Origin of the sequence: Uliginosibacterium silvisoli (assembly GCF_036017035.1) — a bacterium.
GTDB classification, from domain to species: domain Bacteria; phylum Pseudomonadota; class Gammaproteobacteria; order Burkholderiales; family Rhodocyclaceae; genus Viridibacterium; species Viridibacterium silvisoli.
On sequence record NZ_JAYXHS010000003.1, the window covers coordinates 293,454 to 317,159 of the forward strand.

Sequence of the window (23,706 nt, forward strand, 5' to 3'; positions counted from 1 at the left end):
GGCACGCCATGCGCACCCTCTTGCTCATCTCCACCCTGCTGCTCGCTTGCGCCTCGGCCAGCGCGCACGACCACGCTGCAATGCTGGCCATGCAGAACGAAGCGAAAGCCCCGGCACCACTCCCCGGCGAATCGCTGCACCGCCTGGTTTTTCCATTGACCGACCAGCGCGGCAAGACATTCCACCTCGCCGACGAGCATCGCCCGGCCACGCTCATCACCATGTTCTATGGCGACTGCCAGATTGCTTGCCCCATCGTCATCGAGAACGTCAAACGCACCGTGGATGCCTTGCCCGTCGCACAACGCAGTCAGGTACGTGCGCTACTGGTCAGTCTCAATCCGGGGATCGACACACCTGCGTCGCTGGATCGCCTGGCAAAGCGGCATGAGCTGTCGCCTGAAAACTTCAGGCTGGCGGTGGCGAATAACGATGCCCAGACGCGCTTGCTCGCTGCGGCACTGGGTATCCGCTATCGCCGCACCGCCAATGGCGAGGTGAATCACAGCACGCGCTTCCTGCTCGTGGATGCACGCGGCGTGACGATTGCGAGCAGCGAGCAATTGAATGTCGAGCCAGACGCGAAGCTGCTTGCCGCCCTGAAGCAGACGCTGCGCTGAACGAAGCTCAGCCGTTCTTCGCTTCCAGCGTCTCCCAACGCTCCAGCAGCGTCAGCAACTCTTCGTCGATCACGGCCAGGCGTGCATTGAGCTTCGGCACCTCGGCCGGGCTGTCACGGTAGAAATCCGGATCAGCCACCTTGACCTGCAAGCTCGCCTGCTCGTCTTCGAGCGCCTTGATCTTTGCGGGCAGGCCATCGAGTTCGCGCTTCTCGTTGAAGCTGAGCTTCGCAACCTTCTGCACGACCTTGGCGGGCTCGGCCTTCGCTGCGGGTTTTGGCGCAGCCTTGTCGGTAGCGGCTTCGGCCGTGGTGACGCGTAGCCAGTCCTGATATCCACCCGCGTACTCGCGCCAGATGCCTTGCTTGCCATCACCCTCGGCTGCGATGGTCTGGGTCACGACGTTGTCGAGGAAGGTCCGGTCGTGGCTGACCAGGAAAACCGTGCCGGGATAGTCCAGCAAGAGTTGCTCGAGAAGCTCGAGCGTCTCGATGTCGAGGTCGTTGGTCGGCTCGTCGAGCACGAGGATGTTCGTTGCCTTGGCGAACAGGCGAGCCAGCAGCAAGCGATTGCGCTCGCCACCCGACAGCGACTTCACCGGCGAGCGTGCGCGCTGCGGTGCGAACAGGAAATCGCCCAGGTAGCCGATGACGTGCTTGCGGCTTTCACCGATCTCCACGTAGTCGGAACCGGGGCTGATGATGTCGGCCAGCGTCGCCTCCGGGTCGAGCGCCGTGCGGAACTGGTCGAAGTAAGCAATCTCCTGCTTGGTGCCTTGCTTGATGCTGCCGGCATCCGGTTCGATGTCGCCGAGAATCAGCTTGAGCAGCGTCGTCTTGCCCGCACCGTTGGGGCCGATCAGGCCGATGCGGTCGCCACGCATGAGGCGCGCCGAAAAGTCCTTGATGACCCAGCGCTCGCCGTAGCGCTTGCCGACGCCTTCGAGTTCGGCAATCAGCTTGCCGCTCTTGTCGCCCGCATCGATCTGGAAATTGACCTGCCCCATGCGGTCGCGGCGCGCGCTGCGTTGCAGGCGCAGCGCCTCGAGGCGACGCACACGGCCTTCGTTACGTGTGCGGCGCGCTTCGACGCCCTTGCGGATCCACACCTCTTCCTGCGCCAGCACCTTGTCGAATTCGGCGTTCATCTTGGCTTCGATTTCCAGCATCTCGGCCTTGCGGACCTGGTATTGCGTAAAGCTGCCGGGGAAGCTCATGAGCTTGCCGCGATCGAGCTCGACGATGCGCGTCGACACGGCATCCATGAACGAACGATCGTGGGTGATGACGACCACGCCACCCCGGTGCGACTTGATGAGCTCTTCCAGCCAGGCAATGGCCGTGATGTCGAGGTGATTGGTCGGCTCGTCGAGCAACAGGAGATCCGGCTCGGCCGCCAGCGCACGCGCCAGCGCGACACGCTTGACCCCGCCGCCGGAAAGCCCGGACACCAGCGCGTCGCCGTCGAGCTTGAGACGGTCGAGCACCTGCTCCACCTTGTGATGCACGGCCCAGCCGTTGGTGGCATCGATCTTGTGCTGCAGCTCTTCCATGCGCTCCATGGCACTCTCGTCGCCATGAGCGAGGGCGTTTGCCGCAGCGTGGTAGTCGGCAACGAGACGCGCGGCCTCGCCTATGCCATCGGCAACCGTCGAGAAGATGTCCTTGTCCAGCGGAAAGTCCGGCTCCTGCGCAACGTAGGAGACGCGCAGATTCGGCTGGCGCCACACCGTGCCGTCGTCGAGCTTCGCGGTACCGGCCAGCGCGCGCATCAGGCTGGACTTGCCCGCCCCGTTGCGGCCGATCAACGAGACTTTTTCGCCGGGCTCCAGCACCAGTTCCGTGTGGTCAAGCAGGGCTACATCGCCAAAGGCAAGGCAGGCGTTATCGAGGGTCAGCAAAGGCATGTGAGGAACGGGCTACGTGATGGGCTGGAAAAAAAGCGGGTGCGCCGAGGCGGGCTCGAGCCGGAGCGGGCGGGCGCCCGACAAGCCCGTAATTCTACCTGAGGCGTGGAAGCCCCCGCCAAAATGGCGCCCGCCAGCACCGCTCGCCCTGCATGCCGCACGTTTCTCCTGACTCAAGTTCCTTCCGGGAGGGCCCGATACCCTAACGATGAACCCGCAAAGCGCGCCACCGGACGGCGTGGCGCGTACCTCCCCCACGGGCCCGCCCAGCTGGCTGAGCCCCGCACTCAAACTACTGCCTGTGCTGGCAGCGGGGCTTTGCACAGCTTGCGCCTGGCTGCTGGGGGGCGGCATGGGGGCCGCCATCGCGGCAATTGCCTGCCTGCTTGGCTGGGCAACGGCCAGTCTCTCGGCGCACAAGCTGGATGCCCTCAGGGATCTGCAGCGCCGGTATCGCACCAACCAGTTCATGCAGGATTCGATCAATGCCATCCCGATGCCGATTTTCGTCAAGAACCGGCGTGGGCGGCTGATCATGATCAACGACGCCTATTGCGAACAACGTCAGCTGGAGCGCGAGGAGATTCTCGGCAAGACGGCCAGCGAGCTGGCTGCCACGCCCGAGCTGGCGCGACTCATTGCCGAGGAAGACGAGCGCGTGCTGGGCGGTGGCCGCATCCGCAAGGAAGAACGCCTCCTCCACCCGCGCACCGGCAACGAGATGTACCAGATCGTCACCAAGGCGCTGAGCCATACCGAGGCCGACAAGCCGGTCATCATCGGCACCTTCATCGACGTGACCAACATACGGCTTGCCGAGCGCGACGCGCGCGATGCGCTGGCGGCACGCACGCGGCTGCACGAATTCCTGCAGTTCGTGCTCGATGCGCTGCCCAACCCCTTGTTCGTCAAGGACGCGCAGCATCGCTACATCATGACCAATCGCGCGCACACCGAGGCAACCGGCCTGTCCGTGCAAGAGCTGCTCGGCAAGCGTGCCAGCGACCTGATGGAGCAAGGCGTCGCAACCCGGATCGAAGCGCACGAAGACACCATGCTGGCAGACAGCGAGGGGCTGGTTTTCGAGACCGAGCACACGATTGCCGACTTGCGCGGCCAGACCCGCCAGGAAATCCTGCGCAAGGTTGTGGGCCGCGATACCGAGGGGCAGCGCGTCATCATCGGCACCGCCACCAATATCACCTCGCTGCGCCATGCCGAAGCCCGCTGGCAGTTCGCCATCGAAGGCGCAGGGGACGGCCTGTGGGACTGGGACATCCCGACACGCACGACCTTCTACTCGCCGCGCTGGAAAGCCATGCAGGGCTTCGACGAGGCAGACATCGGCGACACGGAAGAAGAGCGCACGCTGCGCATCCACCCCGACGACATCGCCGGCGCGCGCGCAGCACTTGAAGTGCACCTGTCGGGCCACGCGCCGATCTACATCTGCGAATTCCGCCTGCGGGCACGCAACGGCGAATACATGTGGATACTCGACCGGGGCAAGGTGGTCGAGCGCGATGCCGAGGGCCTGCCACTGCGCATGCTCGGCATCTTCACCGACATCAGCCAGCAGAAAAGTGCCGAGGAAGAACTGCGACACCATCGTGACCGCCTCAAGGGCATGGTCGAAGAGCAGACCATGCATCTACTGCAAGCCAAGGAAGAGGCCGAGCACGCCAACGAAGCGAAGAGCCAGTTCCTCGCCAATATGTCGCATGAGTTGCGCACGCCGATGCATGCTGTCCTGAGCTTTGCGCGCCTGGGGGAGGAGAAAGCGCTCAAAGCCGTCGAGACGCAGCAGATCGCGCCCGACAAGCTCGCCGCCTACTTCCAGCGCATCCGCGAGAGTGGCGATCGCCTGCTGGGCCTGCTCAACGACCTGCTCGACCTGTCCAAGCTCGAAGCCGGGCACATGACCCTGCACCTGCAGCACATCAGCCTCGAGAGCGTCGTCCAGGAAGCCCTGCGTGAATTCGAGGCCAGCTTGCTGGCCGGCAAGCTCAAGGCCGATGTATCGATCCAGGAAGGCAGCACCCACCTCATCGCAGACGCCGTGCGACTCGGGCAACTGGTGCGCAACCTGCTATCCAACGCCATCAAGTTCTCGCCCGAAGGCGGCACGATCACGCTCTCCATCGCCAATAGCCCCGCAGCAGCCGGCATCGAGCTATGCGTGGCCGATGAAGGCCCGGGCATCCCGGCCGATGAACTCGAGAGCATCTTCGACAAGTTCGTCCAGAGCAGCAAGACGCGCAACAATGCCGGGGGCACCGGCCTCGGGCTGCCGATCTGCCGCGAGATAGTCACCGCACACCAGGGCGGAATTTTCGCCCGCAACCGCCCGCAGCGCGGCAGCGAGTTCGTCGTGCACCTGCCGCGCCAGCCCGCCGCGTAAACGCAACGCGACAAACCATCTGGTGAAACAAGGAGCCGAGCGGCTACAATACGCGCCGACTCAGGTCCCTCCTTGCTCAAGGCCGCTTCTCAGCAAGCACCCGCCTCGACCGCTCATCGTAGTTCAATGGATAGAACGGCCGCCTCCTAAGCGGCAGATACAGGTTCGATTCCTGTCGATGGGACCACGCCCACTTCCCCGCACTCCAGCGCCCCGCCAAGCCCCGGCTGCCGTCCTGCCTGCGCAGCACTTGCAAGGGCGCAGCGCACCATCGTAATCAAACCGTAACCATCTGCGCGCCAGAATCGCCGGTTTTACTCCGGCCGATCAAGGACACCGCATGAACTCCGCCGCGCAACTCGCGGGCCGTTGCATCGACATTGAAAGCGTGGGCAAGTCATTCAGTGGCGTACGTGCGCTTCACGACATCGACCTGCATGTCGCACCGGGCGAATTCCTCGCCCTGCTCGGCCCCTCCGGCTGTGGCAAGACCACCCTCCTGCGCGCGCTGGCCGGTCTGCTCACGCCCGATGAAGGGGTCGTGCGTTTCGGCGACGAAACCATTGTCGACACCACGCGCCGGATCTTCGTGCCTGCCGAACGCCGCAAGCTCGGCATGGTGTTTCAGGACTACGCGCTGTGGCCGCACATGCGGGTGCGCGACAACATAGCGTTCCCTCTCGTCGCACGCAGTGTCGCGCCCGCGTTACGCCAGGAGCGCGTCGATCTGGCGCTTGCACGTACTGCGCTGACAGCGCTGGCGGATCGTTTTCCCGGTGAGCTCTCCGGTGGACAGCAACAGCGCGTCGCCCTGGCGCGTGCCATTGTCGATGACACGTCGATACTGCTGTTTGACGAGCCGCTCTCCAATCTCGACGCCAGCCTGCGCGACACACTGGGCCGTGAAATCGCGACGCTGGTACGCGACTGCGGCAGCACCGCCATCTACGTCACGCACGACCAGAACGAAGCGCTCAGCCTGTCCGATCGTATCGCCGTGATGCGCGAAGGCCGCATCGTGCAGCTAGGCAGCCCGGAAGAGGTTTATCGCGCGCCAGCCGACCCCTGGGTGGCCGCCTTTCTCAAGTCGGGCAATCTGCTCGGCGGCCATACACATGACGGCACTTTCACCTTGCACGGCAGTGAAGAGCGCCTTGCGCTCGACAACACGACGGGCAGCGGCCCTCAGCGTGCCGCCAGCCTGCTCCTGCCGCATGCCGCGATCAGCGTTTCAGCGGCCCCCGCCGATGCGCATCTCTGCGTTGTCTCGACGGCCTTTCGTGGCGATCGCTACGAGGTCACGGCACGCTGGGGACGCCATGCCGGGGCGCCGACGCTGCAGTTCTGGCACGACCGCGCATTGGCGCCCGGCGAGCTCGTCGCCGCGGCCATCGACCGCAGCCGCGTGCGCCTGTACGACACCCCGCCAACAGCAAACTGAATCGCCGCCCTCGATTACCTCTGCACGAAAGGAATTCACGATGATGCGTATTGCCTCCGCACTGGCCTTTGCCAGCTGCACCAGCCTGTTCGTCGCCACGGCGTCGGCCCAGCAAGTCACGCTTTACACCGCTGGCCCTGCACCGCTTGCCACCGCTCTTGCCAAGGGCTTCGAGAAGAAGAGTGGCGCCAAGGTGAACGTGTTTCAGGCGACGACGGGCCAGATCATGGCGCGCCTGGCTGCGGAAAAATCCAACCCGCAAGCCGACGTACTGATCTCGGCATCGTGGGATGCAGCCGAGGACATGAAGACTGCGGGTGACTTGCTGGCCTACACGTCGCCCAACGCGAAGAACGTCCCGGCGGACTTGAAGGATGAATACTTCGTCGCACAAGGTGCTGCCGCGCTGGCCATCATCTGGAATCCGAAATCCGGCAAGCCACGCCCTGCCGACTGGGCTGACCTGGCAAAGCCAGAATATGCGAATGCCGTAACCATGCCCGACCCTGCATCCTCCGGCGCAGCCTATGGCCTGCTCAGCAGCCTGATCGCCGATACAAGCTATGGCTGGAAGACCTTCGAGCGCCTTAAGGCCAACGGCCTCATCGTGCCCGGCGCCAACGCTCAGGCGCTCAACCCCGTCATGAGCGGCGCCAAGGCAGCGGTGATGGGTGGCGCGGACTACATCGCGCTGGACGCGAGAGCAAACGGTGAAGCCATTGAAGTGATCTACCCATCGTCCGGCACCGTGCTCGAAGCACGCCCGATCATGATCTTCAAGACGACGAAGAATGCAGACACGGCGAAGCGCTTTGTTGATTACGTGTTGTCGGATGAGGGTCAGCAGCTTGTTGCGGGAGCGTACCTGTTGCCAGCGCGCACTGACATCACGGCGAAGCGCCCAGGCTGGCACGACATCAAGCTGATCAAGGACACCGACAACAACAGCGTCAAGCGCACGGAAACCTTGGCGAAGTTCAAGGCACTGATGGCAGGAAAATAAGCACGCGGGCAACACTTTCAGCTTTGCAACGATGCACTCACCCGGCCTGACGGCCACCCTCTCCCACGCTTGGGAGAGGGACGGCAACGAACGGCCCGATCTCCGAGCCGCACCCACTTTCTGCCGTCCCCTCTACCGTTTGCGGGGCGTAGCAGGGATTTCGGATGGCATGCCATCCGCCTGCGAAGCCGACTGGCAATGCAATGCCAGTCGTGGGGCGCGGAGCGGGGTGGCCGTCAGGCCGGGTGAGGGCGCACTCAACGACAGAGAACAAGAACAACATGCACGCAGAAAGCGTAGAAGTCCGCGGCGTCGGCCTCATCCAGAGTCTGTGCATCGCCGCACTATTGATGGTGGTAGTACTGCCTGTCAGTTTCGTCGTGCTGCAGGCAATCTTTCCGCATCTGCCGGAAGGCTCACTGCGTGCGCCCTTCTCCGCCATTGCAAGAACCTTCGGCGAACAGCATCTCGCGCAGCTACTGGGCAACACTGTCGTGCTCGGCCTCTCCGTATCGTTGGCTAGCTTGCTGCTAGCCCTGCCGCTCGCCGTGCTGCGCGGCACGCGCCGCCTGCCCGGCGCGAAGTATTGGGATCTGCTCTTCCTCATCCCCTTCATGATCCCGCCCTACATCGGCGCCTTCTCCTGGGTGCTGAGCCTGCAGGACAACGGTTATGCCAGACAGCTGTTCGGCTGGAGCGCGGAAGGCTTGCTGTTCTCGTTCCCGGGCATCGTCCTCGTGATGAGCCTGCATCTGTTCCCGCTGGTGTACTTCGCCCTGTCGCGCTCGCTGATGCTCATCGGCAAACGTTTCGCGGATGCGGGCAAGGTCTGCGGGGCGTCGGCCTTTTCGAGCTTCCTGCGCATCACCCTGCCCTTGTCCTTGCCCGGCATGCTGGCCAGCCTGCTGCTGGTATTCGCGCTGACAGTGGAGGAGTACGGCACGCCTGCCACGCTGGGCAAACGCAGTGGCTTCCTCGTGCTGGTCACCAGCATCGAGGAGAAATTCGCCGAGTGGCCCATCGACCTGCCCGGCGCCGCATTGCTGTCGCTGGCGCTCGTCGCGCTCGTTCTGCTCGCCTTCTGGCTGCAGCACTACATCGTCACGCGCCGCTCGTTCATCACGGTGGCGGGCAAACAACGCGACGAAGCCGCACCGGAACTCGGCCGCATGCGTTGGCCCGCACTCGGCTTGTTCGCAAGCGTTACCCTGCTCGCCACCGGCATCCCGATCGGCGCCACACTGGCCTGCGCATTCAGCCGCACTCTGTCAGGTGGACTGGCGTGGGACAACTTCGGCCTGCGGCACTTCATCGCCGTCTTCGAGAACCGCAACGGAGCACTCGATGCGCTCTTCAACAGCCTCTGGCTAGCGGCCGCCACCGCAATCATTGCGGGCATCCTTGGCGCGCTGACGGCCTACGTCAGTGCACGCACACGCCTGCGCGGCCGCAGCCTGCTGGACGCTTTCTCCGCCCTGCCCAATGCATTACCCGGCATGGTTGTCGCGGTCGGCATGATCCTGGCGTGGAATCGCAGCTGGTGGCCGGTGCCGATCTACAACACGCCTGTCGTGCTGCTGCTTGCCTACATCTGTTTGATGCTGCCCTACCCCGTGCGCTACGTCGGCGCCGGACTACGCCAGATCAGCCAGTCTCTGGATGCCGCTGCACGCGTCTGCGGCGCCACCAGCGGGCGCGTACTGTGGCGCATCCTGCTGCCGCTCATTGCCCCCAACCTGTTCATCTCGATGCTGCTGGTCTTTGCCGTCGCATCGCGCGAACTGGTTGCATCCGTCATGCTCGCCCCGACCGGCATGCCGACCGTCGCGACCTTCGTCTTCAACCAGTTCGCGCAAGGCTCGCCAGGTGTCGGCATGGCCCTCAGCGTGATCGCCATCTTCAGCTCAACGGCCATCCTGGTCACGGTCAGGCAGCTCTTCAAGCACGACGAACTCTGAACCCCGCAAACCGCGAAGTGATGCATTTGTCTCAAACAACATAATCATCAAATTCGCATATCGCTCTTGTGCTGACAAGGCGCCGCTCTTCCGCATTCCTGTGCCATCCGTCGCCCCGGCAATCAGGCTCCGTCATGACGTACGCTTGGCCAATTGGCATCCAGATGCCAGTTGTTATCATGCCGCCCTGCTCGTCCATCCCAATTGAGTTTCGCCGATGACCATCAATTCCGCTGCCGACATTTCCCTGCTGCTCAAGCCCGTATCGGAGGCCGAGCCCGCGGGTAGCGACATGTCGTTCTCGTCAGAGTTTGATGCGATCCAGGAGGCGCGGCGCGCTGACGACGCTTCGCTCGACCAGGGCGAATGGGTGACGACGCTCAAGGAAGCCGACTGGCCAGACGCCCTGCAACGCACCACTGCGCTGCTGTCGAGACAGACGAAGGACCTGCGCCTTGCCTCCTGGTACACCGAGGCCAGTGCAAAGACCCATGGCGTGAGTGGCATGGCACGCGGCTTTGCCCTGATCGCAGGACTGCTGGACGAGTTCTGGGACACCCTGCACCCGCTCGCCGACGACGGCGACATGGAGCAACGCATCGGAAATCTGAGCTGGCTTATTACGCGTAGCGTGCAACTCACCCCCGAGCTGCCGCTGGTCAGGAGCGGTGCGCAACGCTACGGCACCCAGGATCTCGACATCGCCCGCGCGCATCAGCTGCAACTGGAGCGCTCGCCAGACAGTGAAGCGACACCACGTGTCACCCTCCAGCAATTCAAGGCTGCGCAGCGTGCGACACCTCGCAGCTTCTACGAGCAGTTGCTGCTGGACTGTGCAGCAGCTTCGGAGGCCGCCAACAAACTGGCCGAGGCCACAGATCGCCGTCTCGGACTCGACGGTCCATCGTTCACGCCGCTGAAATCGGCGTTGGAGAACTATACGGATACGGTCCAGCGCATTGCGCGGGAAAGCGGAGTAATCGAATCCTCGGCCACCACCCCGCCTGCGGAGGCGCAAATCGACGACATCAGCGACGGTGCAACAACGATGGATGAACGCAATGCCGGTACAGGCAGCACAGGCGGGACAACGGGAGGCCCGATCCGCAGCCGTGCGCAAGCCTTGCAGCAACTCCGCCAGGTTGCCGACTTCTTTCGCCGCACCGAACCCCACAGCCCCGTCGCCTACCTTGCCGACAAGGCAGCCAACTGGGGCGAGATGCCCCTGCATGTCTGGCTCAAGACGGTTCTCAAGGATGAAGGCTCGATCGCCCGCTTCGAGGACCTGCTGGGTTTCGAAGACACCAGCGATAGCGCCTGAGCGGCGCCATCCAGCGCAATCCGCCGATCAGTGAATCGGCAGCGTAATACCGTCATTGCGCATCGCTTGCATGGTGTCGCTCGCCAGCACTTCAGCCACCGCAATGCGCTTGGCATTGATGGCGTCGTCTCCCTGTGCCAGGGGAACTGCGAATGCGTTCTTCACGACACGCGTCCACACGCGACGACCTGAGTTTTCATTTTGCAGGACGAACCAGAGGTCGGCCTGGTCAGGCTGACCCGTCACCTGAATCAGATTCGCCCACACGACCAGGCGGTAGTTACGCCGATCTCGCCGCAGCTCGTCCCAGGTGTAGCGCCCACCCGCCACATAGCTCTGGACCGGGATACCAGCGTTCCGGAACGGCAAATGAATGTGCTCGCGCAGCGCCGTCAGGAACGGACTCAAGCGCGACGCCGTGTCCCGATCATCCGTATCCGTTTCAGCCAGATTTACTTTCAAGGGATCCGGCAATATGAATTTCGCACGGTCTGCCGCTGCGGTCGGCACTGCACTCACATAAACAAAGAAATTCAGGCCACCGACAGGCTCCGGCAATGGAGCGGTTATTTCGGACACACCAACAATTGGTTTTGAAACGCACCCCAAAACACCAAAAACAATAAAAACTAAAACAAACAGAGATTTCATTAATTCACGCATCATGACTTGAAAAATTCCTCGATATTATCGAGTTGGATTTTATCAACAAATAATATGCCCATACAGCCAGTTGCCTTGAAATCATTGATCTGCAAGCATCCGCGCGCTCTGCGCTATTCCACCGCCCCGTTACATAAACCGCCCGAATGGCCACTATCAATTATCAGACGCAATAAAAAAACAAACACAAAACAAATACGCACAAATTCCATGCAAACAAGTATGTCAATAGCAACACCGTCCGTAACAGACGAACGGATATTTTCGCCAAATAGATGCCAATTATAATTCTTGCGCTTTATGGCACTGTGATATTGCTGATCTGCCTTGTTCTGATTTTCCCGGATTTCCGGAACGCGCAAGCACGGCGAATTACAAACATAATAAATAAATCATTTTTGTCGTTTTACTCGAGGGCGGGATTTTTACGGCAAGAAACGCTGGCAATTTCTGTGGGCCTGAAAACGGGAGCACGAAGCGGCATCTCGACACTGCGTACATACCGTCATTGGCTCCTGGCGGCACTGCTCATCGTGATGATTCCAGCCTTCGTCATCCTGATGTTCAGGCAACGCGTGGATCTGGTTGGCTTCAGCGATCCAGGCGGCAATCGCGATGCTGTCGTTGCGGCGCTACTGGATGGTGAGCGCCTCGTGCCGCCACCGCCCTTGCCACCGGAAGTGTTCACGACGCGTGAGGTGCTGGCGGAGCGACCGGCGCTGGTGGATGCCAGCCGTGACTGGGCACAGCTGGATATCGATTTCCAGCAAAGGTTGTTGAAGGTATTTCAGCGGATGCGTGAGCAGGGTTACGAGATGGCGTTGATCGAAGGCTATCGCAGCCCGGATCGGCAAAACAGGTTGGCCGCAATGGGTGGCAGCGTGACGAACGCAAAAGCCTTCCAGAGCTACCACCAATATGGGTTGGCTGCGGATTGCGCCTTCATGCGCGATGGACGTCTGGTGATCTCCGAGCGAGACCCGTGGGCCATGCGTGGCTACGAGCTCTACGGGAAAGAAGCAGAAGCCGCAGGCATGACCTGGGGTGGGCGCTGGAAGTTGATGGACTTCGGACATGTGGAGCTGCGTCGGGCGGGAGCCCGGCAAGGCAGCTGATCCGCACGAAGACAAGAACGTGTGCCACGAAGCACGCGATAGAAAAGCAGGCTGCAGCAAGCGAGGGAGTGAAGATGGCCAGGCCAATCATCCTGATGGGTGACAAGACAGACCACGGCGGCGTCGTGATTGAAGGCGCGCCGAACAGTGACATCGATGGCAAGCGCATCGCGCGCATTGGCGACAAGGTGACCTGTCCACAGAATGGCCACGGCGGCACGACCGTGATCGCCAGCGGCGACCCGACCTGCCTCATCGATGGCAAGGCCGTGGCACGCCACGGCGACAAGACAGCTTGTGGCGCCACACTCATCGCCTCGCAGCAGAACACCACGGACATCTGAGGCGCTCGTCACAATGCTTGGCAGGATACTCGGCGTCTTGGGCGTCCCCGTGCTTGTCGTCGGCCTGCTCTGGCTCGGCGCGGTGATCTATTTCCAGCAGGCGGAAACGGATGTCTCCAGCGTGGACATCGTCATCTGGTTTGCGCTGGTACCGCTCGCTGCCGTCGTAGCCTGGTTCATCGGCAAGGCACTTCACACCCGCAGCAAGACGCCCCCTGCAGAGACAGCGGCGGCACCTGACAGCCCCGCCTCGCCGGAGAAGGACGACAGACTCTCGCTGCAATTGGCCATCCTTAGCGCCGAGGTCAACACCGCCGCCGGAGAATCCGCCGCCGATCTGCTCGGAGCAATGCGCAAGGGCGACATTCGTCCCGGTTTCAACGAGCGTCTTTTCGATGCGGATGGCATGCCTGTCAAGACCTCCAGTCATGACGCTCTGGCGACTGACGAATACCTTCCGTGGGTCGAGAAGTGGCTACGCTCCGCTGACAACGCGAGCGACCTCAACCCGGAAGACGGCGCACGACTGCTTGCCCTGCTCGACCCGCCGTTGAACCGCACACTGGAGGTGCTCGCCAGCCTGCCCGCACTCACTGAAGCGGGCACCGGCACGCACAAGCCCTCCCAGGAGCCGCAGCTGCGGCCGCTGGCGACCAAGATTTTCACCGCGCCGGTGTGGCAGGAGATGATTTCCACCTACGTGCGCACACAAGTCGCACAGGCGGGCGGCCTGGCCTTCGGCATCGTCCGCGCTGACGCGGATCGCCCGGAGTTGCAAGCCGACGCCATGCGTGTGGCCGATGCGTTCTGCAAGGCGTCGACCGAGGCTTATTCCAGTTGCATTCTGATGATCGTCGCCTGCGACAGCCTGACGGCACAAGCCCAGGTAGACGTGCTGGAAGCCAATGGCCTGCTCTTCACCTCGGCCAATCAGGCAGGCTTCATTCCGGGAGAGGGTGCTGCAGTGATCCTCGCGGCCCCCCCTGCACTCGTCGGCGCAGACACACCTCCGCTTGCCAGCCTGCATCGCGCCGCCTTCGGTGCGCGCGAAAAGCCGGTCGATGCACAAGGGCGCATTGATGCCGCGCACCTGCAGGAGCTGGGCAACGCCACCCTGACAAACGCCGAACTGCAAACAAGCAGCGTGGCTGGACTCATCTCCGACTGCGACCACCGCAGCCCTTGGTTAACCGAAGCCGCCATGCTCATCAACGCCAGCCTGAGTGAGCTCGACCCTGTCGCTGATCATCTCGCGCTGGGCAATGCACTGGGCAGTACCGGCCACGCCAGCAGCACGCTGGCGCTGGCATTTGCAGCACATGCCATTGCGATTGACGAGAAGCCACTCCTGGTCGCCAGCCTGACCGACAAGCGCGCGCGCAGCATCGTTGCGCTCAGCCCTTGGCAGGCCCCCGCAGCCGCCCCCATCACCCCAGCAACAGCCAATCAGTCCTGATCCAGATGAGCCGTCTCACTACGTTCTTCACCGACTCCCGCGTCCTCGCCACCCTTGGCTTCGTCGTGCTCTCGGCATTTCTCCTGCTGGTTGCAATCGTCCTGCAACTCCCGCTGGTGTGGGCTTTCACGCTCATCGCGCTGGCCGCCGTCATCTGGCTCGCGGTGTGGTTCTGGCACAAGCGTCGCTCGGCCAAGGCCTCAGCCGCCATCTCCGGCATGATGGAAGCGGAGGCCGAGCGCGCCGTGCAAGCCGCGGCTCCCGACAAGCGCCCGGAAGTCGAAGCATTGCGCGGGCGCATGCTCGACGCGGTCAAGACCATCAAGACATCCAAGCTCGGCGAGTTGAGTGGCAAGGCGGCCCTTTACGAACTGCCCTGGTACCTGGTGATCGGCAATCCAGCGGCAGGCAAGAGTTCCGCCATCGTGAATTCCGGCCTGCGCTTCCCCTTCTCCGACAATGCGGGCAACGTCATCCACGGTCTCGGCGGCACGCGTAATTGCGACTGGTTCTTCACCTCCGAAGGCATCCTGCTCGACACGGCGGGTCGCTACTCTGTTTATGAGGCGGATCGCGGCGAATGGCTGTCCTTCGTCGACCTGCTGCGCAAGCATCGGCCCAAGGCGCCCATCAACGGCATCATCATCGCCGCAAGCATTGCCGAGCTGACGCAGAACAAACCCGAGTACGCCATCACCCTGGCCAAGCAACTGCGCTTGCGCGTGCAGGAGCTCTCCTCTCAGCTGGGTGTGTTCGCGCCGGTGTACGTGATGTTCACAAAAGTCGACCTGGTGTCAGGCTTCTCGGAGTTCTTCGAAGATGCCGATGTGCAGGAGCGCGCACGCGCTTGGGGGGCCACGCTCCCCTACGACGCCGAGGGCAAGACAGATGCCGTCGCAGCCTTCGAAGAGCATTTCGAAAAGCTGCTTGATGGTCTGCACGAGCTCTCGGTATCACGCATGGCGGTCAGCCGCGACGGACAGATTGGCGCTGGCGTGCTGAGCTTTCCACTCGAGTTTGCCGCCACACGAGCAGGTCTGCGCGCCTTCATCGCCACCCTGTTTGAAGAGAACCCCTTCCAGTACAAGCCGGTCTTCCGCGGCTTTTATTTCTCCAGCGCGGTGCGCGAAGGTACGCCGGTCAACACCGCCGACAAGCGCCTCACCGAAATGTTCGCGCTCAAGGCTGGCGAGATCCTGCGACCACCCGTCACCATCTACGAAGGTGCGGGCTTCTTCCTGTCCGACCTGTTCAGCAAAGTGATCTTCGCTGACAAGAACCTGGTGCGACAGTTCGCGACGCGCACGCGCCAACGCGCACGCCTGTTCGGCTTCATCGCCGCAGCCGTCGTACTGTCGTTTGCGCTGTCGCTGTGGACCTGGTCGTACATCTCCAACGAGAAGCTGATATCGAACGTCCAGGCGGACCTGGATCGTGCCGTTGCCCTGCAACGCGACAAGCAGGATATCGGCTCGCGTATGGAAGCACTCGAAGTGCTGCAGGATCGCTTGCAACAGCTGCAAACCTTCCACGACAGCAAACCCATTTCGCTTGGGCTCGGCCTGTATCAGGGCGACAAGATCGAACAGCATCTGCGCAAGGAGTATTTCAACGGCATGCGTGCCCTGCTGATTGCGCCGGTGACCGAATCGGTCGAAGCCTACCTGACCGAGGTCAATGCCAACGCGGACAAGCTCGCACAACAAAGCGCTCTTAAGGTGGCCGGATCCGATGCGCCTCCCGCTCAGCCGGCCGTCTCGTCTTTCACGCTCTACAAGGACGTCTCTCCCACCAACGTCGAGGACGCCTACAACGCCCTCAAGACTTACCTCATGCTGGCCAATCGCGAGCGTCTCGAAACCGGCCACCTCAACGACCAGCTGACGCGCTTCTGGCGTGTATGGCTGGACGCCAACCGCGGCAATATGCCGCGCGAACAGATGGTGCGCAGCGCCGAGCACCTGATGGGCTTCTTCCTCGGGCAGGCCGCGCAACCCGACTTTCCGACCATAGACAACAAGCTCGCGCTGGTCGATAGCGTGCGCGACAACCTGCGCCGCGTCGTGCGCGGCACGCCGGCACGCGAACGCGTCTACGCGGAGATCAAGGCACGTGCGTCGACGCGCTTCCCGCCACTCACGGTTGCACGCCTGGTCGGTGATGAAGACAGCAAGCTGGTTGCAGGCAGCTACGCGATCTCAGGGGCTTTCACCCGTGATGCGTGGGAGAAGTACATCGAGCCATCCATCAAGGATGCGGCCAACAAGGAGTTGCAATCGAGTGACTGGGTGTTGAAAGTCGCCACGCGTGACGACCTGACACTGCAAGGCAGCCCCGAGCAGATCCAGAAAGCACTGGTCGACATGTACAAGAACGAGTACGTCGCCGAGTGGAAAAAATTCCTGCAAGGCGTGTCGATCACCGGCTTCCAGAATTTCGATGCAGCCGTGCGCGGCCTGAACCGCCTGGGCGACCCTGTGTCCTCACCCAGCAAGCGCCTCATGGAAGCGCTGTACCGCGAAACCTCCTGGGACAACCCTTCGCTGGTGGACAAGGAACTGGGCAAGGCGAAGCGCGGCATCGTGGCCTGGTTCAAGGAAACGATCCTGCGCCAGTCCCCCTCGGGCGTCACCATCAATGTCAGTGCCGATGGCATGATGTCCGGCCCCCAGATGGGCCCGGTCGGTCGCGAATTCTCTGCTATCGCGACGCTGATGATGCCGCGCGGCGAGGCGCGCGACAAAGCACTGTTCACGGGCTATCTGGAGCAGCTCTCGAAACTGCGCACGCGCTTCAACCAGATGAAGAATGCGGGCGACCCGGGTCCAGCCTCGCGTCAATTGATCCAGCAGACGCTGGACGCCAGCGGCTCCGAACTGGCCGATGCCTTGCGCTATGTCGATGAGAGCATGCTGGTCGGCGTGCCCGACACCGCGCGCGCAACGATACGGCCACTGCTGGTGCGTCCATTGATGGAGTCGTTCGCCGTCGTCGTCAAACCCGCCGAGGCCGAGCTGAACAAGATCTGGGTCGCTCAGGTGTTCGAGCCTTTCAATCGCTCGCTCGCCACCAAGTACCCCTTCCAGGCCGACTCGCGTGTTGAAGCCACGCCCACCGAAATTGCGCAGTACTTTGGCCCGGATGGTGCCATCTCGAAGTACGTCGCCGGCTCACTGGGCACACTGGTCGTGCGTCGCGGCGAGACCTTCTCTGCACGCACCTGGGCGGACATTGGCGTTACGCTGAACCCGGAGTTCGCGGCCAACTATCCGCGCTACGTCGCCGCAGCCGGACAAGCAGGCACGAGCGCGGGTGGCGCTACCGCCACGCAGGAAGCACAGACCGTCTTCCAGATCCTGCCGCAGACAACACCAGGACTGCTCGAATACACCATCGAGATTGATGGCCAGAACATGCGCTATCGCAATACGGCGCCCGAGTGGAACCGTTTCCGCTGGCCCGGCGGCGGCCAACCCGGCGCACGCATCGTGGCGGTCGGCTATGACGGACGCACCAGCGAGCTGGCTAATTTCCCTGGTCGCTTCGGCCTCGAGAAACTGCTGGGCGCAGCCCAGCGCAAGAAGCGCGACAACGGCGACTTCGACCTCACATGGAGCAGTGGCTACCAGTCCGTCACGGTCACCCTGCGCATCATCAGCCAGCAAGCAGCAGACAGCACAGGCAGCCCAGCGCCCGCACAGGGGCTCAAGGGTTTGCGCTTGCCTCAGTTTGTCGTCGGCTCGGGCGATGCCGCCGTGCCTGTCGCCCTCGATGCAGCAGGCGCGCTTGCACCGGTTGCCGCAGCAACCGCCACCACCGTCACGGGGCGCTGAGCCATGAGCGTGATGAGTCCGATGCAGATCCACGATGCACAGGAGCCGCTGATCTATTTCGGCAAGCTGCCTTCGCGTGGAGATTTTGTGCGCAGCCACCGCGACGGCAACCTGACCCAGACGCTGGACCGATGGATCAGTAACAGCCTCGAACAGCTCGCTATCGCGCCTGACTGGAAGCAGCATTTCGACGCATTGCCCGCGATCGAGTTCGTCATAGCAGGCTCGCGCTCCAGCAACATCCTCACGGGTCGCATGGTTGCCAGTCGTGACAGCTCCGGGCGTCGCTACCCCTTCCTGATTGCCCGCAGCGTTCGCAGCGACACGCCACTCGATGTACTGCCCAGCCTGCCGCTGTGCCTGTTGCCCGCATGGGTTGCTATGGAACAGCTTATCCAGTCGGCGCAGGATGCCAACGACATCGACGAAGCGCTCGAGCGCATTGATCTTGCCCAACTGCAGATCGAAACCGACATCAGTGGCATCGAGGCGCGGCGCAATGAATACCTGCAAGCCACGACCATCAGCCAGGTTCAGCAGATGCTCAAGGCTGCGGGCAATGGCGCGAATCTGCGCCAGAGCATCATCGCACTCGGCTTGCTCCTCCTCCCGTTGCTCACCAGCGGGCCGGGAGGTGCCACCAAGGGCCTCGCCCTGCCCCTGCCCGGGCCTGCCAGCGCATCAGCCCAGATCGCTTCGTTCTGGTTGAGCCTGGTGGCGCCCTTCCTTGCACGCGCCGACCACGAGATCAGCCTGCTGCGCACCAGTCTTGCGGGGCGCCCAACCCTGCTGCTCAACCTGAATGGTGTCAGTGCCAGCTCGCTGGAGTCGGTGTTCAACCCGGCGCAGGCCTTCGAATCCAATATCGATCTGTGCGATGCCGAATGGACTGAAGACTACATCGCCGGTGAATACCCGCTGAACAAGCTCTCAAGCTATCTCGACCATCCCGATCTCTCCCTCGCCCAGGCCCTGACGACTTTCCAGGAAGTCTTCCTTGGCGCATGACGCGCTACACCCAGAGCAGAACATGCCAATTACATCCATCCGTCTTGTTGCCCTCACACTTCTTTCGCTGGCCCTGCCCGCAACGGCTATCGCACAAACAGCCCTCCCCGCGGGCAAGCCTGTCATCGTCAGTGGCACGGTGCCGGACGAGGCAACGCGCCAGAGCATCCTCGCCAGCGTGCGCGCGGTCTATGGTGCCGAGAACGTCGTCGACCAACTCGGCGTCGGCAGCGTCGTCGCGCCACCGAACTGGACGTCCTACGTACAGAAGCTCATCACGCCCGACCTGAAACAGATCAGCAGTGGCGGCCTCAACATCGACGGCAACAACATCAACGTGCGTGGCGAGGTCACCAACGAAGCGCAACGTCAGCAACTGGTCAGCGATTTCGCCATGCGCCTGAATCCGACCTACGTCATCAAGAACGGCTTGCGCGTTGGCGCCGGTGAGCAACAGCTGCTCGACAAGACGCTCGCCAACCGCATCGTCGAGTTCGAATCCGGCTCCAGCAAACTCGCCCCCCAAGGTGCGCAACTGCTCGACGAGATGGCCGCGGCCATCCTGCGCGTAGGCAAGCACAAGATCCAGATCGTCGGCCACACCGACAGCTCGGGCCACCCGGACGCCAATCAGGTGCTATCGCAATCGCGTGCCGAAGCTGTACGCCGCTACCTGATGGGCAAGGGACTGGAAGGTGGATCACTCGAAGCCCAGGGCATGGGCGCCAACGAGCCCATCGCCGCCAACACTTCGGCCGATGGCCGTGCGCGTAATCGCCGCATTGAATTCCGCATCGTTAACTAAAAAAGACTTCACAACAACGCGATGACCGACACACACCAACAGCCGCCCAAGAAGTCTGCACGCCCCAACCTGTTTGCACCGCAAGCCGCTACACGTGCGCTCGACGAACGCATCAGCGTGCTGGCGTCACTCGATGCCAATCCTCCGCCGAAGAAGAAAAAGAAACGCGGCCTGGCGCGCAGCACGATCGCCATGCTGGGCATCACCTGCGCCTTGTTCTCTGGCCTGCTCTATCTCGCAGTGACCCAGCCCGAACAAACGCAAGAAACCGTCGCGGTGACTCCGCCCCCCCAACAAGCCGCTGCGCCAGTCGTGCGGAATGCAGCCTCAAGCAATGGCAGCGAAGCCCCCAGCCTGTCTTTGAGTGCGCTGGCAGCCGACCATGACGCCAGCGCCCCGGCCACAGCGGTCATCGAGAATGAGGCAGGCCCCCTGCGCGACCCCATCGCCATCCTGGAACACGGAAACGCCCAGAACACTGCGCCAGGCAACACCTCGTCGGCAAAACCAACGCCTGCTGCACCAGCCACGCAGGCGAACCTGCTGAAGACACTCAACGCCCCGGCACAAGGCTCGCAAGCGAACAAGGCAAGCGCTCAGTCGGCCCCTGTTGCAGTGACCAGGCCGGCAGGCCGCCCCGCATCGGCAAACCCGAAAGCAAGCGCTCCAGCACGCTCCGCGACACCCAAGGCAAACCCCGTCGATAGCGACGTTGCCTTGCTGGAGGGACTCCTCGCTTCCTCCAACCGTCAGGAGGCCAAAGACCGCGCAGCAGCGAAAGCCAAAGACAAGCAAGTGGAAGCTGCTACGGCGGAGTCCGGCCGCGAAGGACAGGCAGCAAAACCGCAATGAGGACATTGCCATGAGCACTTCCAGCGTCGCCACCGGACTGGTCAGCGCCCTTGCTCCGCAACTGCCGGCGGCGTTCGGCTCGCTGGCGCAGTTTCTCGCGCTCGACTCAGCAACTCGTCTGTATGACATCGAGATCGACGGACTGAATCAGGCAAGCACGCCCTTGCAGCTCGAAGCCTTCACCGGTGACGAAGCGCTGTCGGCGCTCTATCACTTCGACCTCTTGCTACTCTCGACCAACACACGCATCGACCTTGGCAAGCTCGTCGGTCGTCAGGCAAAGCTGATCACGCGCCTCGCCGACGGCTCGGACTTTCCCCGCACCGGCTACATCAGCCGTGCCGAACACCTCGGCGCAGACGGCGCCTTGTCGCGCTACCGCATCCGCATCGTTCCCTGGCTATGGCTTGCCACCCAGCGTGCGGACTGCCGTGTCTTCCAGGAAAAGACGGTGCTGCAGATCGTCGAATCGGTGTTCTGCGTCTACGCACCACGAGCCCACTGGCAACTTGCCGAGGGCGTCGAGGCATTCATGGATGCGGCGCCCCCACGCAGCTACTGCGTGCAATACCGCGAGAGCGACTACGACTTCGTCTCCCGCCTGCTGGCCGAGGAGGGACTCGGCTACTGCTTCGTCGAGCAGAACGATGTCGAGCTGCACGACGCGCCCTGCCACAGCTTGCTGCTGTTCGCCAACAACGATGCGCTGCCGGAAGATCAAATGTCCTCGCATGCACTTGGCGGAACGGGCATCCGCTTCCACAAGGCGGGCTCACAGGAGACGCAAGACGCGGTCACGGCCTTTGGCGCTACACGCGTGCTGCAAGCGGCTGTCTCCACTGCGCTGTCCTGGGGCTACAAGGGCAAACGCAGCATCAGCGCCTCCGTCCCTACCGATCACGACTTCGGCTCGAAGAACGCGCCGTACCTCGAGTCCTACGACGTACCCGGTGCCTACGCCTTCGCCGACAGCGGTGCCGCTGAGCGTTACGTGCGGCTGGCGCGCGAAGCCCTCGAAGCGCGCAACAAACAGTTCGCGGGCTCAGCCAGCGTGCGCAGCTTCCGCCCCGGCCACCGCTTCGTACTCAGCAACAGCCCGCTCGATAACGAAGCACTCCTGCGCAGCGAGAGCGCAGACGCCAGTACCGCCAATGCCTCGCGTCACTTCATGTTGCTCGGTGTCAGCCATGCAGGCGTCAACAACCTGCCGAAGAACCTCGCCGAAGCCTCCAGCTCGCTCGGCGATGTAGCTACCGCCGCCAGCTCGGGGAATGATGCAAGCCTGGCCGCGCTACTCGACCAGGCGAAGAAGCGCGGCTATGCCAATCACTTCAGCGCCCAGCGCGTCTTCGTGCCATGGCGCCCTGCACTCGCCGATGAGCACGGCACGCGCCTGAACCCGCGCCCCACCGTCGCAGGCGTACAGAGTGCAATCGTGGTCGGTGCAGAAGGCGAAACCGTCGCGGGCGCCGCAGGCGAGATCCACACCGATGCCTTGCATCGCGTGCGCGTGAAATTCCATTGGCAACGCGGCAGAGCAGCGGCCAACGACGATACCTCCCCACATACAGCCTGGCTGCGCATGGCCAGCCGCTACGCCGGCAAAGGCCTCGGCGCGCAGTTCGTGCCGCGCATAGGGCAGGAAGTGCTAGTCGGCTTCATGGATGGCGACATCGACCGTCCGGTCGTCCTCGGCAGCCTTTATAACGGCAAGGGCGATGGAGGCGTCGCGCCCACGCCGGGTGGCACAGCTGCGGCAGACGCACCAGATGACTCACCCTTCACCCAGGCCGCCGACCATCGCCCCGCCGCGCAGGGCAATCTCGCGCGAGGCAATAGCCCCGCATGGCACGGAGAATCCAGCGCCTACGGTCCGCATCGCAATCGTGCGGCCCTCAGCGGCTTCAAGAGCTCGGAGTACGGCAGCACCTCAGGCACTGCGTTCAATCAGCTCGTCTTCGACGACAGCGACAACCAGCAACGCATCCAGCTCGCCACCACGCAAGCGGCCAGCCAACTGAATCTCGGCCACCTCGTGCATCAGGCCGACAACTACCGCGGCAGCCATCGGGGCAACGGCTTCGAGCTGCGCACCGACGGCTATGGCGCACTTCGTTCGGCACGTGGCACCTTGTTCACTACATGGCCCATACAAGCCGGCGCAGCCCAAGCCAGTAGCGAACCGGCGGGCGACGCCACAGCCCCTGTCGCGCTGCTCAAGCAGGCGGCACAACTCGTTGCCAACACCAGTCAGATCGCCACCACGCACAAGACCGTAGCGGTCGCCGCGCACATGGGCAGCAACAAGGCCAACGCCAGTACCTTGAACAAGGAAAAGCCCGCCGTCGCCGCACAGCATGCAGCCGCCAGCGGCATGCTCGATACGAAATTCGACAACGCGCTGAGCGATGCGGGCAAGAAGGCCACTACCGCAAACGCAAAGAAGATCCCGCACAGCACCGACGCCCTCCTCACCCTCGCCGCCAAAGGAGGCCTCGGTCTCGTCGCCGGCCAGGACCTGCAATTCGCCAACGGCGAATCCATTACCCTCGCCAGCGGCCAGGACAGCAACTTCGCCCTCGCCGACAAACTGCGCATCCATGCCGGTCAGGCACTTGGCATATTGTCATCAGCGCAAGGACAAGGATCACTCAAAGCCATTGCTGCCCAAGGCCCCGTACTCGTACAGGCACAAGCCGACACGATGACCCTCGCGGCCAAAGAGCAGCTCAAGATGATCGCCGTGAACGACAAGCTCGACCTTGCCGCCAACAAGAAGGTCCACATGGCAGTCGCCGGCGGCGCGGCCATCACGATTGAAGGCGGCAAGATCACGGTGCAGTGTCCGGGGACGCTGACCGTGCATGCGAGTCAGAAGAGTTTTGTGGGTGGAGGAAAAGCCGAAGTAGCACTCCCTAAATTCTCACAAGGTCCGCTGGAGTTCAAATTCAAACGTCGTTTTGCTTTCTCGGTTTAAATC

Annotated in this window: 16 protein-coding genes and 1 tRNA gene; 15 read left to right on the top strand and 2 right to left on the bottom strand. The window is 62.7% G+C overall.

The annotated features are described in order from the left end of the window. Window positions 1–8 precede the first annotated feature (8 nt). Entirely contained in the window at window positions 9–620 is a 612-nt protein-coding gene (locus VVD49_RS16160) for an SCO family protein (RefSeq protein ID WP_327600241.1), read from the top strand. A gap of 7 nt (window positions 621–627) precedes the next feature. Here VVD49_RS16160 and VVD49_RS16165 read toward each other — a convergent pair whose 3' ends face one another. After that, window positions 628–2,526, bottom strand: a complete 1,899-nt coding sequence (locus VVD49_RS16165) for an ATP-binding cassette domain-containing protein (RefSeq protein ID WP_327600242.1) — start codon at window positions 2,524–2,526, stop codon at window positions 628–630. Window positions 2,527–2,734: 208 nt separating this feature from the next. Between VVD49_RS16165 and VVD49_RS16170 the strand changes: the two genes are divergently transcribed. From VVD49_RS16170 to tssA, 6 genes are all read left to right on the top strand, one after another. Then, window positions 2,735–4,927, top strand: a complete 2,193-nt coding sequence (locus tag VVD49_RS16170) for a PAS domain-containing sensor histidine kinase (RefSeq protein WP_327600243.1) — start codon at window positions 2,735–2,737, stop codon at window positions 4,925–4,927. A 112-nt stretch (window positions 4,928–5,039) separates the two neighbouring features. Beyond that, a tRNA-Arg gene (locus VVD49_RS16175) sits at window positions 5,040–5,114 on the top strand. Between the two features lie 153 nt (window positions 5,115–5,267). After that, window positions 5,268–6,368, top strand: coding sequence for an ABC transporter ATP-binding protein (locus tag VVD49_RS16180; protein ID WP_327600244.1), 1,101 nt, complete (start codon window positions 5,268–5,270; stop codon window positions 6,366–6,368). 40 nt (window positions 6,369–6,408) lie between these two features. Continuing rightward, the gene (locus VVD49_RS16185) at window positions 6,409–7,371 is read left to right on the top strand and encodes an ABC transporter substrate-binding protein (RefSeq protein ID WP_327600245.1); all 963 of its coding nucleotides are present in this window, start codon (window positions 6,409–6,411) and stop codon (window positions 7,369–7,371) included. Window positions 7,372–7,652: 281 nt separating this feature from the next. Continuing rightward, window positions 7,653–9,329 (top strand): ABC transporter permease, encoded by a 1,677-nt coding sequence (locus VVD49_RS16190; protein WP_327600246.1) that lies wholly within the window; start codon window positions 7,653–7,655, stop codon window positions 9,327–9,329. A gap of 217 nt (window positions 9,330–9,546) precedes the next feature. After that, window positions 9,547–10,650, top strand: a complete 1,104-nt coding sequence (tssA, locus tag VVD49_RS16195; protein WP_327600247.1) for a type VI secretion system protein TssA — start codon at window positions 9,547–9,549, stop codon at window positions 10,648–10,650. Window positions 10,651–10,677: 27 nt separating this feature from the next. On the opposite strand, the gene VVD49_RS16200 is transcribed toward tssA, so the two are convergent. Further along, a complete protein-coding gene (locus VVD49_RS16200; protein WP_327600248.1) occupies window positions 10,678–11,316 on the bottom strand; it encodes a hypothetical protein in 639 nt (212 codons plus the stop codon). Window positions 11,317–11,849: 533 nt separating this feature from the next. On the opposite strand from VVD49_RS16200, the gene VVD49_RS16205 reads away from it, so the two are divergent. From VVD49_RS16205 to VVD49_RS16240, 8 genes are all read left to right on the top strand, one after another. Further along, window positions 11,850–12,428, top strand: a complete 579-nt coding sequence (locus VVD49_RS16205) for a M15 family metallopeptidase (RefSeq protein WP_327600593.1) — start codon at window positions 11,850–11,852, stop codon at window positions 12,426–12,428. A 74-nt stretch (window positions 12,429–12,502) separates the two neighbouring features. Then, a complete protein-coding gene (locus VVD49_RS16210) occupies window positions 12,503–12,772 on the top strand; it encodes a PAAR domain-containing protein (protein WP_327600249.1) in 270 nt (89 codons plus the stop codon). 13 nt (window positions 12,773–12,785) lie between these two features. Continuing rightward, window positions 12,786–14,228: a hypothetical protein gene (locus tag VVD49_RS16215; protein WP_327600250.1), complete on the top strand. Its 1,443-nt coding sequence runs from the start codon at window positions 12,786–12,788 to the stop codon at window positions 14,226–14,228. A 5-nt stretch (window positions 14,229–14,233) separates the two neighbouring features. Beyond that, on the top strand, window positions 14,234–18,061 hold the full coding sequence (tssM, locus tag VVD49_RS16220) for a type VI secretion system membrane subunit TssM (protein ID WP_327600251.1): 3,828 nt from the start codon (window positions 14,234–14,236) through the stop codon (window positions 18,059–18,061). A 3-nt stretch (window positions 18,062–18,064) separates the two neighbouring features. After that, on the top strand, window positions 18,065–19,069 hold the full coding sequence (gene tagF, locus VVD49_RS16225) for a type VI secretion system-associated protein TagF (protein WP_327600252.1): 1,005 nt from the start codon (window positions 18,065–18,067) through the stop codon (window positions 19,067–19,069). Between the two features lie 22 nt (window positions 19,070–19,091). Further along, window positions 19,092–19,874: an OmpA family protein gene (locus tag VVD49_RS16230; protein ID WP_327600253.1), complete on the top strand. Its 783-nt coding sequence runs from the start codon at window positions 19,092–19,094 to the stop codon at window positions 19,872–19,874. Window positions 19,875–19,895: 21 nt separating this feature from the next. After that, a complete protein-coding gene (locus VVD49_RS16235; protein WP_327600254.1) occupies window positions 19,896–20,726 on the top strand; it encodes a hypothetical protein in 831 nt (276 codons plus the stop codon). A gap of 10 nt (window positions 20,727–20,736) precedes the next feature. Continuing rightward, complete coding sequence (locus VVD49_RS16240) at window positions 20,737–23,703, top strand: type VI secretion system Vgr family protein (RefSeq protein WP_327600255.1); 2,967 nt, start codon at window positions 20,737–20,739, stop codon at window positions 23,701–23,703. The last annotated feature ends 3 nt before the right edge of the window (window positions 23,704–23,706 follow it).

Bases quoted from the DNA above. Each gene is read 5' to 3' on its own strand.
- VVD49_RS16160 (WP_327600241.1), top strand. From the start codon at position 9: ATGCGCACCCTCTTGCTCATCTCCACCCTGCTGCTCGCTTGCGCCTCG.
- VVD49_RS16165 (WP_327600242.1), bottom strand. From the start codon at position 2,526: ATGCCTTTGCTGACCCTCGATAACGCCTGCCTTGCCTTTGGCGATGTA.
- VVD49_RS16170 (WP_327600243.1), top strand. From the start codon at position 2,735: ATGAACCCGCAAAGCGCGCCACCGGACGGCGTGGCGCGTACCTCCCCC.
- VVD49_RS16180 (WP_327600244.1), top strand. From the start codon at position 5,268: ATGAACTCCGCCGCGCAACTCGCGGGCCGTTGCATCGACATTGAAAGC.
- VVD49_RS16185 (WP_327600245.1), top strand. From the start codon at position 6,409: ATGATGCGTATTGCCTCCGCACTGGCCTTTGCCAGCTGCACCAGCCTG.
- VVD49_RS16190 (WP_327600246.1), top strand. From the start codon at position 7,653: ATGCACGCAGAAAGCGTAGAAGTCCGCGGCGTCGGCCTCATCCAGAGT.
- tssA (WP_327600247.1), top strand. From the start codon at position 9,547: ATGACCATCAATTCCGCTGCCGACATTTCCCTGCTGCTCAAGCCCGTA.
- VVD49_RS16200 (WP_327600248.1), bottom strand. From the start codon at position 11,316: ATGATGCGTGAATTAATGAAATCTCTGTTTGTTTTAGTTTTTATTGTT.
- VVD49_RS16205 (WP_327600593.1), top strand. From the start codon at position 11,850: ATGATTCCAGCCTTCGTCATCCTGATGTTCAGGCAACGCGTGGATCTG.
- VVD49_RS16210 (WP_327600249.1), top strand. From the start codon at position 12,503: ATGGCCAGGCCAATCATCCTGATGGGTGACAAGACAGACCACGGCGGC.
- VVD49_RS16215 (WP_327600250.1), top strand. From the start codon at position 12,786: ATGCTTGGCAGGATACTCGGCGTCTTGGGCGTCCCCGTGCTTGTCGTC.
- tssM (WP_327600251.1), top strand. From the start codon at position 14,234: ATGAGCCGTCTCACTACGTTCTTCACCGACTCCCGCGTCCTCGCCACC.
- tagF (WP_327600252.1), top strand. From the start codon at position 18,065: ATGAGCGTGATGAGTCCGATGCAGATCCACGATGCACAGGAGCCGCTG.
- VVD49_RS16230 (WP_327600253.1), top strand. From the start codon at position 19,092: ATGCCAATTACATCCATCCGTCTTGTTGCCCTCACACTTCTTTCGCTG.
- VVD49_RS16235 (WP_327600254.1), top strand. From the start codon at position 19,896: ATGACCGACACACACCAACAGCCGCCCAAGAAGTCTGCACGCCCCAAC.
- VVD49_RS16240 (WP_327600255.1), top strand. From the start codon at position 20,737: ATGAGCACTTCCAGCGTCGCCACCGGACTGGTCAGCGCCCTTGCTCCG.